Here is a 12679-nt window from a genome sequence, read left to right on the forward strand (position 1 = left end):
ATGACCACGGCCAAGTCGATTGCTGGCCGTGACGAATAAACGAACAAAAAGGCGGTAGAGCTGGCTCAGAAGTTAGTTTTTCTACAGCCTCGTTATGCGAATAAATCAAACGGAGTAAATTGAATGGCATTTGTAGAGCCGATAACGATCAAAGAAGCGATTGATAATGTACATAAGAAGAATTATTTGCTTCCGGCCATTCAGCGTGAATTTGTTTGGGGGACGGATCAGATAGAACGGCTTTTTGATTCATTAATGAGGGATTACCCAATAAGTTCATTCCTATTTTGGGAAGTCGAAAAACAGAATATAAGCAATTTTCAGTTCTATGAGTTTGTTCGTGAGTACCATGAACGAGATAACACTCATAATCCAAAGGCAGATATAAGTGGTGAGAGTGGGATTACCGCTATATTGGATGGTCAGCAGCGCCTTACATCTCTATATATAGGACTAAAAGGAACGTATGCCTATAAACTCCCCCGAAAGAGATGGGATAATGACTCCGCGTTTCCAAAAAGAAAGCTTTGCCTTAACCTGCTGTCGCGTGCAGAGGATGCTGACTTTGTATTTGACTTTAAGTTCCTGACTAAGAAAGAACATAATCGGTCTGATGGTGACCATTTTTGGTTTGTAGTTGGCGATATTCTCGATCTCGAAAAACCTGCTGACATAAATAAATACCTAATCAGAAACGGTTTGCTTAAGGTCGAAGAGGATAAGGCTGAATTTGCAAATGAGGCATTGTACAAGCTGTGGGAGGTCATTCATAAAAGTAAGTCTATAAATTTCTTTTTGGAAAAGGATGAAAGCTTAGATAAAGTTCTTAATATATTTATTCGTGTTAATAGTGGCGGGACGCAATTAAGTTATTCTGATCTTTTACTGTCTATAGCTACTGCGCAATGGAAAGAAAAAGGTGCCAGAGAGGAAATTACAGCGTTCGTTGACGAAATAAACGCCATAGGAGATGGCTTTAATATTAACAAAGATTTTGTGTTAAAAAGCTGCTTGGTTATATCTGGTTTTAGGGGTATTGCATTTAAGGTTGATAATTTTAACCAGGAAAATATGCTTACCATTGAAAAGCGGTGGGATGACATAACGAAAGCAATTAGGTCTGCAATCGTTTTGGTTTCAAGTCTTGGTTATCATAGAGAGACATTAACCTCAAACAATGCCCTTATACCTATAGCTGGATACCTATATAAAATTGGTAGTCCAGAGAACTTTTCTGAATCATCAAAATATCAAAATGATAGGAAAAAGATCTTTAAATGGCTTGTAATGGTGCTCTTGAAAAGGACGTTTAGCGGGCAGCCTGACAATGTGCTTAGGCCGATTCGTGAGGTCATCAACGCTTCTGTAGATGGTTTTCCCTCCCTTGAAATTGTGAATAAATTGAAGGGCGGAGCTAAGTCAATATCATTTGATGAAGATGAAATAGACAATATTTTGTATTATAAATATTCTAAAGCATATACCTATTCAGCCCTTGCATTTATCTATCCATCGCTAGATTTCAGAAATAAGTTCCATCAAGACCACATATTTCCAAAAAAGCTATTTACCAGAAAGCGGCTTGAGAAACGTGGAATCAAAACCGATGATATCGATTTCTATCTCGAAAACTATAATTATTTGGCCAATTTGCAACTACTTGAGGGCGTTCCTAACCAAGAAAAATCAGGGAAGGATTTTGATGTCTGGATAAAAGAAAAGTATCCGAATGAAAAGGATAGAAAAGCGTATATGGAAAGACACTATATCCCAGATGTTGATCTTACATTAGAAAACTTCAGGCAGTTTATAGAAGAAAGAGAAAAACTGCTCGTAGCGGAATTTAAGAAGCTACTAAAGCAGGAGATCGCATAACAAGTGCTGCACGCGGATAAATTACTCGCTGCGCTCGCATTTACCGGTGAGCAAGGCGTTATGCCCTACAGCAAATGCCCGTCTTGCAGCATTCGTTTGTGCAGAATGCGGATAATTTCGACAACATCTTCCTCGGCTGGACGATAAAAAATGATGTGGCTTCCTTGCGGATATTGTCGGTAGCCAGGGCTTATCTCATCGCAGGCATGCCCCAGGTTCGGATTCTCACCCAGAAGGTGGAAGCACTGATCGAACCGAAGAATGTAGTGGTTTCGTTGATCTCGGCCCCATTTACGTTCCGTGTAAATCGCAATAGATTTGAGGTCAGCTTTTGCCTTCCTGGAAAGCTTAAAATTCGGCATCAGTGTCCTTCGTTGTCCAGTTCACTAATAAAGGAGTCATAGGAGTAGTCCTCAAAACCACTATCCTCACCTTCCTTGAGCAGTTTGCGGAGCGTGATCAAGCGGGTTTCGGATTCTTCAAGTAGGCGCAAGCCTGCACGAACGACTTCGCTGGTTGAACTGTATCGGCCATTTTTGAGTTGTTCCGCAATGAACGCATCAAAATGTTGGCCTAGAGTGATGCTGGTATTCTTCTGCATGGTGCCGCCTCACTAGTACCAATAATTGGTATATTTTGGTTCAGGTGGCATAACAATGCAATCCACGCGACAAGCGCGTGATTGCTGGCGTTATGGGGAAATCCGCCTCCACCAGTAGCCTGGTTTTCTTGAGTGGTGGGCAAAAGCAACGACTATGAAAGTTTGGTTTCTTTGGATGGTTATGAGCGAGAAAGGAACTCTATGAAGAATGAGCTGTTTTGCTCCGGATTCTGCGGCGAATTTCACGGTCCCACGCTTCTGCGACACCTTCATCTGTAGGGCCATCCAGGCTTGCCATCAGGTCTTTAGCTAAAGCGGCACGCTCCTGTTCGGAGAGCGTCATGGCAGCATTTCTGAGGGCTTCGAGTTCAAGCGCAGTCATTTGACACCTCGGGGAGAGAGACATAGGTAAATGATGCAGGATGTTTCTCACCATAACAAGTGACTGGGGGGGGCAGATCCAAGGCGCCTTTGGCCCCACTCCATGGGTGCGCGTGCTGCAGATACATGAAAGGCGTTCGTCTTGACGTACGTACCCATAGGCGTACACTTGATTAATAGTTAAACACGCAAGAGGTGCGTCATGACCGGAATCACAGCAACAGAGGCGCGCAGCAACCTTTATCGGTTGATTGACGAGACCGCCGAGTCCCACCAACCAATCGTCATTATGGGGAAGCGGAACAAAGCCGTCCTGGTTTCCGAGGAAGACTGGTCTGCCATTCAGGAAACGCTTTACCTACTATCTGTACCGGGTATGCGGGAGTCTGTTCGTGAGGGGATGGAGACCCCCGTGGATGAATGCGATGAGGAGCTGGACTGGTGACATGGACGTTGGTTTACACCAAGCAAGCCCAGAAAGATGCAAAGAAGTTAGCCTTCAGCGGCCTTAAACCAAAAGCTCAGGAACTTTTAGCGCTGATAGCGGAAGATCCATACCGCAAACCACCGCCGTTTGAGAAGCTAATTGGTGATCTTGCGGGGGCCTATTCTCGCCGCATTAATATTCAGCATCGTCTGGTCTACCAAGTGCTCGAGAACGAGCGAGTGGTGAAAGTTCTCAGGCTCTGGAGCCATTACGAATAATGCCCCATCATTTGTGAATGTCCTAGACTTAGTCCCTAATGACCATAGCCAACAGACCACGCAGTTAGGGGACCGGGCGTCATGGCCTTGAAACATGGACTGAGCGGCAGGTTTTTGATTTCACAGCTACACTCCCTCGAAACGGTTGATAGTCTCCGGAGGCTGAAATGACCTACCCCATCAAAGGCGCCTGCCAGTGCGGCGGCGTTACTTACCAGTTGTTATCCGAACCCAAGATGTTCGTGGCCTGCCATTGCAGGGAGTGCCAGAAGCTTTCCACCAGTGCCTTCAGCATCACCGCCGTGGTGGATGCCTCTCAGGTGGAGTTCCAGGGTGAGATGGCCGAATGGCGCCGGGCGGCCGACAGTGGCAATGTCAGCGCCGCGAAATTTTGCCCCACCTGTGGCAACCGGATTTACCACTTTAACCCGGATGAGCCGGAGAAGATCAAACTCAAGCCCACCAACCTCGAAGACACCAGCATCATCAAGCCCACGGCCCATATCTGGGTAAGCCAGAAGCAGGACTGGTACACCATTCCCGAAGGGGTGGCGGTCTATGAGGGTCAGCTGTAAGGTGTAACTGATATAAATGTTACATGAGAGGTGATGGAATGATGGTAAACGACCAGATCATGGGCAGTCTTATAGAGCAAAACCCCGATGCGATGATCTTCGCCGATACCGACGGCAAGATCCTGGTATGGAATGAGGCGGCGCAGCGTGTGTTTGGGTTTACCAAAGACGAGGCCATTGGTGAGACCCTGGATATCATCATTCCGGAAAAATTGCGTGTGCCTCATTGGCGCGGGTACGACGAGGCCATCAAGAACCGCGGCACCAAGTATCTGGGCAAGTCCATGCCCACCAAGGCCATTCACTCGGAAGGCTCGACGATTTACGTGGAGCTGGGCTTTTCGATTGTGCTGGATGACAAGAATGAGGTGATGGGCGTGCTATCAAGCGCGAGGGACATCACCGAGAGATTCAAGGAAGAGCGGGCGAAGAGGGAAAAATCAAAATGACCGGCCCAGCGCTCGAGCCGGCCTTGCGGCAGTTTGATGCGGCGTTGATGGACTTTGCCCGTGCCCGCAGTGTTGATCCCAAGGCCCCCAGTCTTGCAGTGCTTGAGCGCGCCCGATACCTGATGACGCTGCCCGGCGGCTTTGATGAGCTATACGGGAAGGTTCGCTCGCTGGAGTCCGCAGGCATCTTCGGCACCAGTGACTGGGCCCAGCCGGCCATACTGCAGCCGGCCCTGGCCAGGCATTCACTGCGTGAGGCCGGAGCAGTGACCACCGTTGTTGAGGCCATCAGTGAACTACGGATGCTTGCGGTTATTCGCGGGGATTACTTCCACCCCGGTATTTCCGCCGAGCAGGCGCGTCACTTCCTGACCCAGGTGATGGCGCTGAACCTGGATCTGCTGTCTGGCCAGCTCTCGGAGGCGGACCGGCAACGGCCAAAAGAGCTTGGGCCTATCGTCCTGGGGCTCTATAAATATCTGATTGCCCACCTGGGCTATGAAAACCTGCTGGACAGTCTGGTGGGGGAAGTCTGGCGGTTGCTGGACCAGGGGCCGGTGCAGGTCGACAGCATCTGCGAGATGATCAACCAGATTGCCAAGTGCCTCTATGACCCGAAGATAAAAGCCGCCGGCACCGCTGAAGCCAGTCGTCTGGTCAATGCCCTGTTTGCACCCACGCGGGCCAGTGCCGAAGATCCGGGCTTGGAGGTGTATGAGCAGCGGTTAAGCGATATGGACGACCTGACGCTGTATGCCGAAGCCACCGACATGGCCCAGAGCATGCACGACTCCGGGCTGGCTTCGTCCTACCATGCCGTTCTGTTGCGGTTTCTGCGTGCAGGCAGTCACGATGACCTGATCCCGATTGCCCTGGGCCTGACCATGACCGGGTTGGATGATTACTACTGCTACACCGAGCTGGCCCATGCCCTGATTGACGAAGCCATCTACCCGGAAACCTGCCAGGCCGTGTATGGCCTGACCATGATGATGGAGCGGGGATCGGTGTTTACACCCGCCGTGGCCCAATCCCTGTGGCGGCAAATCAAACTTCCTCTTTCCGCGCAGACGGCCCGGCACATTCAGGAGGCCTTTGGCGATGCCCGGCCACCCGGGGTATTTCTACTAGCCGGTGTCCTTAATCTGTTGGGGCAGCCGCTGGGTGTGGGGCAGGGCAACAATCCCAGCTGCCAGTCGGCCCTGGGGCTGTCCATGTGGGCGTCGGATGAGCCGGATTACCTGCTGCAAGTGCTGGCCTGGGCGGCTCGCGATGATGAGGTGTTGAGTCGTTTCGAAGGAGAGCAGGTGTCTTCCAGAGACTTGAAGTCGGGATTGGTGAAGGGGACGCCGGTCGATGTGGACCCGGTCTCGCTGATTCTCATCCCCCATCTGGATCGCCTGTACGGGGAAATGTGGCGGCGCTGTGAAAACCGCGATGACGATGCCCACCGCTGGATCAATCCGGAATTCTATGGCTGGTGGGTCGGCCACGGCTTCCGGGTGGTGGCCAATGCTCAGACGGGCAAGGTGGAGGACTACGAAGGTTTTATCCGGCATTTCTACGCCAGCTACCATCCGTTCTACAACGACCAGATGCCGTTGATTCACGCCCAGCCTGCAGGCATTGCCATCACCGACAGCGCGGCGCGCTTTGTCGGGCGCCATGCCATCAGTATTCTCCGGGTTGGGCTCAGCCCCACTAACGAGATGCGGGTTTACTTCTTCAACCCCAATAATGACAGCGGTCAGGACTGGGGGCAGGGCATTACCTGTTCCACGCAGGGGCATGGTGAGTTTCGTGGCGAGGCTTCGCTGCCGATTGCCGAGTTTGCCTCCCGCCTCTACGCCTTCCACTACGACGCGCTGGAGCTGGGCGACCCCTCAGCCGTGCCGGCGGAGGAAGTCGCCCGTATTATGGAGCTGGGCCGCACCAGTTGGGCGGCGGAGCCCGCTAGCCGCTGATGCCTGCTTTCTTCGCCCGCGCGGCGTGCAGCTTTTCGTAGCTTTCGATCATCTTCAGGTGCCGTTCCAGGCCGTCCAGCTGCATGTTGGTTTCTTCCAGGCCGTGGAAGCGCACGGTGCCTTCGATGGAGCCGACCACGGCGTCCATTACCTCGTCGCCGTACATGCGGCGGAAGTTGTGCAGGTAGTCGTCCAGTTCCAGGTCGTCTTCCAGGGTGGCTTCCAGCGCGGCGTGCATGGCCTGGTAGAACAGGTTGCGGTTTACGGTGTTGTCGTTGAACTGCAGGAACATTTCCACCAGCTCCCGGGCTTCTTCCAGTTCGCCCAGCGCCAGGTAGATCAGCAGTTTCAGCTCAAGAATCGTTAGCTGACCCCACACGGTGTTTTCATCAAACTCGATGCCGATCAGGGTGATGATGGTCATGTAGACATCCAGCTCGGCTTCTTCCAGCCGCTCCACCAGCGCCACCAGTTCGTCTTCGCTCAGGCGGTGCAGGTTGAGGATGTCTTCACGGAACGCCAGCGCGGTGTTGGTGTTGTCCCACACCAGGTCTTCCACCGGGTACACCTCGGAGTAGTCCGGCACCAGGATGCGGCACACGGGGGCGCCCAGGTCTTCGAACACGGCCACGTAGCTTTCCTTGCCCAGGTCTTCGAGGATGCCGAACAGGGTGGCGGCTTCTTCTTCGGTACTGTCGGAATGGGAGCCTGAGAAGTCCCACTCCGCGAAGTCCACGTCCGACTTGGCGCTGAAGAAGCGCCAGGAGACCTTGCCGCTGGAGTCAATGAAGTGCTCCACGTAGTTGTTGGGCTCGGTGATGGCCATGGAGTTGAACGTGGGCGCGGGCAAATCGTTCAGGCCCTCGAAGCTGCGGCCCTGCAGCAGCTCGGTGAGGCTGCGTTCCAGCGCCACGTGGAAGCTGGGATGGGCGCCGAAGGAGGCGAACACACCGCCGGTTTTCGGGTTCATCAGGGTGACGCACATCACCGGGAACTGGCCGCCGAGAGAGGCGTCTTTCACCAGTACCGGGAAGCCCTGGTCTTCCAGGGCCTGGATGCCTTCGACGATGTCCGGGTATTTGGCCAGCACCTCGTCCGGCACGTCCGGCAGGGCCAGTTCTTCCTCGATGATCTGTTTTTTCACCGCCCGCTCGAAAATCTCGGACAGGCACTGCACCTTGGCTTCGGCCAGGGTGTTGCCGGCGCTCATGCCATTGCTCAGGAACAGGTTTTCAATCAGGTTGGACGGGAAGTAGACGGTCTTGCCGTCGCTCTGGCGCTGGTACGGAATGCAGCAAATGCCACGTTCCGGTGTGCCGGAGTTGGTGTCGAACAGGTGCGTGCCGAGCAGTTCGCCTTCGGGGTTGTAGATGCCCAGGGTGTAGTCGTCCAGGATGCCGTCCGGGATTTCGCCATTCGGCCCCGGCTGGAACCATTCTTCGTTCGGGTAGTGGACGAACTTGCTGTTGCCGATTTCCTGGCCGAAGTACTGGTCGTTGTAGAAGAAGTTGCAACTCAGCCGCTCAATAAATTCGCCCAGCGCGGAACACAGGGCCGCTTCCTTGGTGGCGCCCTTGCCGTTGGTGAAGCACATGGGGGAGGCGGCGTCGCGGATGTGCAGGGACCAAACGTGGGGCACGATGTTACGCCAGGAGGCGATTTCGATTTTCATGCCCAGGTCGGCCAGGATGCTGGTCATGTTGGCAATGGTCTGCTCAAGGGGCAGGTCCTTGCCTTCGATGTAAGTGCTCGCTTCGCCGGTCGGTGCCGCCGTGAGCAGCGCTTGGGCGTCTTCGTCCAGATTCTCTACCACTTCAATCTGGAAATCCGGGCCGGTTTGTACCACCTTCTTCACGGTGCAGCGGTCGATGGAGCGCAGGATGCCCAGGCGGTCTTTCTCGGAGATGCTTTCCGGCAGTTCCACCTGAATCTTGAAAATCTGCTTGTACCGGTTTTCCGGGTCCACAATGTTGTTCTGGGACAGACGGATGTTGTCGGTGGGAATGTCCCGTGCGTTGCAGTACACCTTCACAAAGTAAGCGGCGCACATGGCGGAGGAGGCCAGGAAATAGTCAAACGGTCCCGGGGCTGAGCCGTCACCCTTGTAGCGGATGGGCTGGTCTGAAATGACGTTAAAATCGTCGAATTTCGCCTCAAGACGCAGGTTGTCGAGATAATTGACTTTAATTTCCATGAACAGATTACCGGATTAACAGAATGAGGAGTGAAATGGTCCGGCGAGGTTAGCCGTCATGGCCAGTGAAGTCTATGGGGTTTAACCGGTAGAAATCCCTGAGCACGTTGTACACCTCGGGTTGTTCGTGCCACAGGTGTTTGGGCTGCTGGAAGAAGGTCTCGGTGAGCACCGCGAAGAACTCCGCCGGCTCGGTGGCGCCGTACGGGTCCAGCCAGGGTTTGTGGTGGTGTTCCAGGGTGGTTTGCAGGTGTTCCCAGGCCTTGCTCATGGTCTGCTGCCAATGCCGGGCCTGCTCGGCGCTTAATGGGGGCGCACCATCGGCGCTGCCGTCCAGGTAATCCAGCTGGTGGGCGAACTCGTGCAGGATGACGTTATGGGGGCTGTGGGGCTGGGAGACGGCCTTCTTGCACTGGTTCCAGGCCAGCACCACCTGGCCGTGGGAGGATGCCTCTCCTGCACGGACTTCGTGACGGGTGCTGACCACCAGCCCATCGCTTTCTGTGGCCTGGGTGCTGTAGATGTCTGGATAGACCAGGATGCTGCGCACCTCGTCGAAATCAGAGAAAGCGCGCTCCAGGATTAGCAGGCAGGCATGGCCGGCGATGGTGAGTCGCACCCGGTCGTCAACCTCGAAGCCGTTGCAGCCATAGAACTCCTTTTCCGACAGGAACAGCTGCACCCGGCGCTCCAGGCGCTTTTGTTGGTCATCGCTCAAATGGTTGTAAATCGGTACCTGCTGGCGCAACAGGGCTCGCCAGGGGCTGGGGAAGGGCTGTTCCAACTCCCGGCGGCGTTTCCAGCGCTGGTAGAAGAACAGGTAGAACACCGTCAGGGCAATAACCCCGACGGCGATAAAGGCGAAGAGAAGCGGGTTTGAGGCAAGCACTTATCGGACGATGAAAACCGAGATGTCGGTGTGTTTGACGATTTCGGCGCCGTTGGAGCGCAGCAGGTGCAGTTTGTCGCCAATACCCGGTTCATGGGAAGCCATGACGACCAGATCGGCACTGACATCCTTGATGGCTTCAATCAGTTTTTCATCCAGCTCCACCGCGGTATCCGCCGACTGTAGAACTTTGTAATCGGTCTTGATGCCGTGGGCCTTGCCCTGTTCTTCGGCAAACTCTTCCAGTTTCTGGGCCAGCTCCTTCGGGTTATGAGCAGCCGCGCCCGGTGTGCTGTTGGTCACCGTGACGTAGTGGAGCCTGGCGTTATAGTGCTTGGCCATGTCGATGGCGGTGTTCAGTGCTTTGGCCAGTTTGTCCAGATGTGACAGGTCTACCGGTACCAGAATCTCGTGATACATGGTGTTGCTCCTCTTTATGTCCAGATTAACTAACCTCTACTTACAGAGTGACACTGATCACGCCAGACTGCCAACCCCTTGTTTTGTCGTTGCCGGGCTCAGTACGCCTCCAGCCGGTGCAGTGAAAAGTCCTTTTCGAGGCGGTAGGTGTCAAAGTCTTTGGCCAAAAAGAGCTGGCCCTTGTAGTACTGAAGCGCTTCAGCGGCCAGCTGGTTGATGTGGGGTGTGCCGCCAGGCCCGGACTGGTAGCGGGAGCTGAAATGGGTGAGCACCAGGTTGGGCAACTGTACCTGCCGGGCAAAGCGTGCCACTTGCTCCGCGCTGCTGTGTTGGGGCCAGGGCCCAACGCGCTCAGACACCTCCTGGGTGTAGGTGGCCTCGTGGATGAGTACATGGGCGTCCTGGCAGGCGTCGGTCAGGCGTTCGGGGGTGTCGTTGTCACCCGCCACAATGATGCGGCGGGGATCCCGTGCAATCTGCGTGTAGTCGTCGGCCTTCAAGAGTCGGCCATCGGGCAACAGCACATCTTTGCCTTTTTGCAGCTCGCCCCATTCCGGGCCGGGTTCAATGCCATCGGCCTGCAGTTTTTCCTGTTGCAACTGGCGCTCGATGTTTCTTTCGGTGAACACGAAGGCGTGGCAGGGCACCCGGTGGGATAACGGCACGGTGGAAACCGAGAAATACCGGTCTTCCCAGTGAAACTCCGTGGCCTCGGAGTTGATGAAGTTCAGGTCAAAACTCAGGCTCGAATCGCTGTTCTCAATGGCGGCCCGGATGAACGTTTGCACCTGGGGCGGCGCAATCACATCCAGCGGCTCTTCACGTCCCAGCATGGAAGCACTGGTCAGCAGGCCGGGCAGTCCGAAGGTGTGGTCGCCGTGAATGTGGGTGATGAAGATGGCCTTCAGTTGCATGACCGAATACCGGCTGCGCAGCAACTGGTGCTGGGTGCCTTCGCCGCAGTCCACCAGGTACCAGGGTTTGGGGCCATTCGGGCCGAGTGCCAGCGCGCTCACATTGCGCGAGCGTGTGGGCGTGCCGGCGGATGAGCCCAGAAACGTGAATTCCATCGTGCCTCGTTTCGCGGTAGTGTCCTATGTTTCTCACAAGCTTAGAATGCTTATTGTCTTCCTGACAGAATAAGTGTGATCGCGATAATAAAAAAGGAGCCGAGCCGTGTCCGAGTTTGCCAGCTACGAATGCTTTCGGGTCGAGATCGACCAGAAAATCGCCCATGTACAGTTGTGCCGCCCGGAGGCCATGAACTCCATGACCAAGGCCTTCTGGCTGGATTTGCCCGACTGCCTGCGCCGTATTGAGTCGGAATCCGACGCCCGGGTGATCGTGATTTCCTCCACCGGTAAACATTTCTCCGCCGGGATGGATCTGGGCGTGTTCAGTGATCCGAAAGCGGTGCCCATGTCCGGCGATCCCGGGCGCATGGCCGAAAACCTGCGGCGGGTGGTGCTGCAGATTCAGGACACGGTCACCTCGCTGGAAAAGGTACGCCTGCCGGTGCTGGCGGCGGTGCAGGGCGGTTGCATTGGTGGCGCGCTCGACATGATATGCGCGGCTGACAGCCGGTACTGCACCCGGGAAGCCTACTTCACCATCAAGGAAACCGAGCTGGGCATGACCGCCGATGTGGGCACGCTTCAGCGTTTGCCCAAATTGATGCCTGAAGGTGTGGTGCGTGAGTTGGCTTATACCGGGCGTAAGTTTGGCGCCGACGAAGCTCACCGCCTGGGCTTTGTGAACGCGGTATACGACGATCAGGAAGCCATGCTGGCGGGTGTGATGGAGATTGCGGCCAGCATTGCGGCCAATTCGCCACTGGCGGTGACCGGCTGCAAGGAAATGCTGAATTTCAGCCGGGATCACAGTGTCGAAGACAGCCTCAAATACATGGCTACCTGGCAGGCGGGCATGTTCCGGCCCACGGACATGATGAAAACCTTCCAGGCCAAGGGCCAGAAACAGGCCCCGGAGTACGACGACCTGTTTCCGGTAAACGACCTGTTCGGCGGTTGATGCATGGCGACGCGTCGTAGAGCTGCGATTTCAAGCGCCCAGGCTTTGGGGTTCCAGACGGTGATCGGCCTGGTTGGGCTGGTGGTTATCTGGTTGTTTGATATTCCTCTGCAGTGGGCAGGGTTGGGTGGTATCGAGCTGGTGCTGTTCGGGGCGCTTGGCGCGCTGGCGACCTATGGTGGATTGCTGTTGCTGTCTCGGGTTCCGGGGTTGTTCCCGGACGACCTGGACCAGCAGATGCGGGGGCTCTACAACTTTGCCCGGAGCTATTCCTGGCCGGTGCTGGTGGGGTTATCAATACTGGCGGGCGTGGGCGAAGAACTGCTGTTCCGGGGCGCGGCCCAGGGCTGGCTGTTGCAGCACACCGGGCCCTGGACGGCGGTGATCGCCGCCTCCGTGCTGTTCGGCCTGGTGCACTACATTTCCTTCACTTATTTTGTCATGGCGACTGGCTTGGGTCTGATTCTGGGTACGGCCTATCAGCTCTCAGGCAGCCTGGGAATGGTGATGTTCTGGCACGCCGCTTACGACATGGTGGCGATTTTCTGTCTGCTGCGTTTTCCGCACTGGTTTGGCGTGACACCCCGCCCCTGAC

At 54.9% G+C, this 12679-nt stretch carries 15 protein-coding genes; 8 read left to right on the plus strand and 7 right to left on the minus strand.

Going from position 1 to position 12679, the window contains the following annotated elements; translation table 11 throughout:
* The first annotated feature begins 123 nt into the window (after nucleotides 1-123).
* Entirely contained in the window at nucleotides 124-1875 is a 1752-nt protein-coding gene (locus BY454_RS12230) for a GmrSD restriction endonuclease domain-containing protein (protein ID WP_104416760.1), read from the plus strand.
* Between the two features lie 65 nt (nucleotides 1876-1940).
* Here the strand turns inward: BY454_RS12230 and BY454_RS12235 are convergent, their stop codons facing one another.
* From BY454_RS12235 to BY454_RS12245, 3 genes are all read right to left on the minus strand, one after another.
* The gene (locus BY454_RS12235) at nucleotides 1941-2237 is read right to left on the minus strand and encodes a type II toxin-antitoxin system RelE/ParE family toxin (RefSeq protein WP_104416761.1); all 297 of its coding nucleotides are present in this window, start codon (nucleotides 2235-2237) and stop codon (nucleotides 1941-1943) included.
* Nucleotides 2237-2476 carry a type II toxin-antitoxin system ParD family antitoxin gene (locus tag BY454_RS12240; protein ID WP_104416762.1) on the minus strand — a complete coding sequence of 80 codons (240 nt, stop codon included), beginning with the start codon at nucleotides 2474-2476 and terminating at the stop codon, nucleotides 2237-2239. Before BY454_RS12240 ends, BY454_RS12235 begins: the two co-directional genes overlap by 1 nt.
* A gap of 199 nt (nucleotides 2477-2675) precedes the next feature.
* The gene (locus BY454_RS12245) at nucleotides 2676-2858 is read right to left on the minus strand and encodes an addiction module protein (RefSeq protein WP_104416763.1); all 183 of its coding nucleotides are present in this window, start codon (nucleotides 2856-2858) and stop codon (nucleotides 2676-2678) included.
* A 201-nt stretch (nucleotides 2859-3059) separates the two neighbouring features.
* Here BY454_RS12245 and BY454_RS12250 point away from each other — a divergent pair, with 201 nt between their 5' ends.
* The 5 genes from BY454_RS12250 (at nucleotide 3060) to BY454_RS12270 (ending at nucleotide 6550) form a co-directional block, all read left to right on the plus strand.
* Nucleotides 3060-3302: a type II toxin-antitoxin system Phd/YefM family antitoxin gene (locus tag BY454_RS12250; RefSeq protein WP_104416764.1), complete on the plus strand. Its 243-nt coding sequence runs from the start codon at nucleotides 3060-3062 to the stop codon at nucleotides 3300-3302.
* A complete protein-coding gene (locus BY454_RS12255) occupies nucleotides 3299-3562 on the plus strand; it encodes a Txe/YoeB family addiction module toxin (protein ID WP_104416765.1) in 264 nt (87 codons plus the stop codon). Before BY454_RS12250 ends, BY454_RS12255 begins: the two co-directional genes overlap by 4 nt.
* Before the next feature lie 167 nt (nucleotides 3563-3729).
* Nucleotides 3730-4137, plus strand: a complete 408-nt coding sequence (locus BY454_RS12260) for a GFA family protein (RefSeq protein WP_104416766.1) — start codon at nucleotides 3730-3732, stop codon at nucleotides 4135-4137.
* Between the two features lie 38 nt (nucleotides 4138-4175).
* Nucleotides 4176-4586 carry a PAS domain-containing protein gene (locus BY454_RS12265; protein ID WP_219820632.1) on the plus strand — a complete coding sequence of 137 codons (411 nt, stop codon included), beginning with the start codon at nucleotides 4176-4178 and terminating at the stop codon, nucleotides 4584-4586.
* Nucleotides 4583-6550, plus strand: coding sequence for a hypothetical protein (locus BY454_RS12270; RefSeq protein ID WP_104416767.1), 1968 nt, complete (start codon nucleotides 4583-4585; stop codon nucleotides 6548-6550). Before BY454_RS12265 ends, BY454_RS12270 begins: the two co-directional genes overlap by 4 nt.
* Here the strand turns inward: BY454_RS12270 and BY454_RS12275 are convergent.
* The 4 genes from BY454_RS12275 to BY454_RS12290 all read right to left on the minus strand — a co-directional run bounded on the left by BY454_RS12275 (nucleotide 6540) and on the right by BY454_RS12290 (nucleotide 11123).
* Entirely contained in the window at nucleotides 6540-8744 is a 2205-nt protein-coding gene (locus BY454_RS12275) for an OsmC domain/YcaO domain-containing protein (protein ID WP_104416768.1), read from the minus strand. The two genes, BY454_RS12270 and BY454_RS12275, sit on opposite strands and share 11 nt — an antisense overlap.
* A 49-nt stretch (nucleotides 8745-8793) precedes the next feature.
* Entirely contained in the window at nucleotides 8794-9633 is an 840-nt protein-coding gene (locus BY454_RS12280; protein WP_104416769.1) for a M90 family metallopeptidase, read from the minus strand.
* On the minus strand, nucleotides 9634-10053 hold the full coding sequence (locus BY454_RS12285; protein ID WP_104416770.1) for a universal stress protein: 420 nt from the start codon (nucleotides 10051-10053) through the stop codon (nucleotides 9634-9636).
* A gap of 98 nt (nucleotides 10054-10151) precedes the next feature.
* Nucleotides 10152-11123 carry a ribonuclease Z gene (locus BY454_RS12290; protein ID WP_104416771.1) on the minus strand — a complete coding sequence of 324 codons (972 nt, stop codon included), beginning with the start codon at nucleotides 11121-11123 and terminating at the stop codon, nucleotides 10152-10154.
* A 106-nt stretch (nucleotides 11124-11229) separates the two neighbouring features.
* On the opposite strand from BY454_RS12290, the gene BY454_RS12295 reads away from it, so the two are divergent.
* Entirely contained in the window at nucleotides 11230-12084 is an 855-nt protein-coding gene (locus tag BY454_RS12295; protein ID WP_104416772.1) for a crotonase/enoyl-CoA hydratase family protein, read from the plus strand.
* A 3-nt stretch (nucleotides 12085-12087) separates the two neighbouring features.
* Nucleotides 12088-12678, plus strand: coding sequence for a CPBP family intramembrane glutamic endopeptidase (locus tag BY454_RS12300; RefSeq protein ID WP_181049700.1), 591 nt, complete (start codon nucleotides 12088-12090; stop codon nucleotides 12676-12678).
* The last annotated feature ends 1 nt before the right edge of the window (nucleotide 12679 follow it).

It is taken from the genome of Marinobacter persicus, assembly GCF_002934325.1.
Lineage (GTDB): Bacteria > Pseudomonadota > Gammaproteobacteria > Pseudomonadales > Oleiphilaceae > Marinobacter > Marinobacter persicus_A.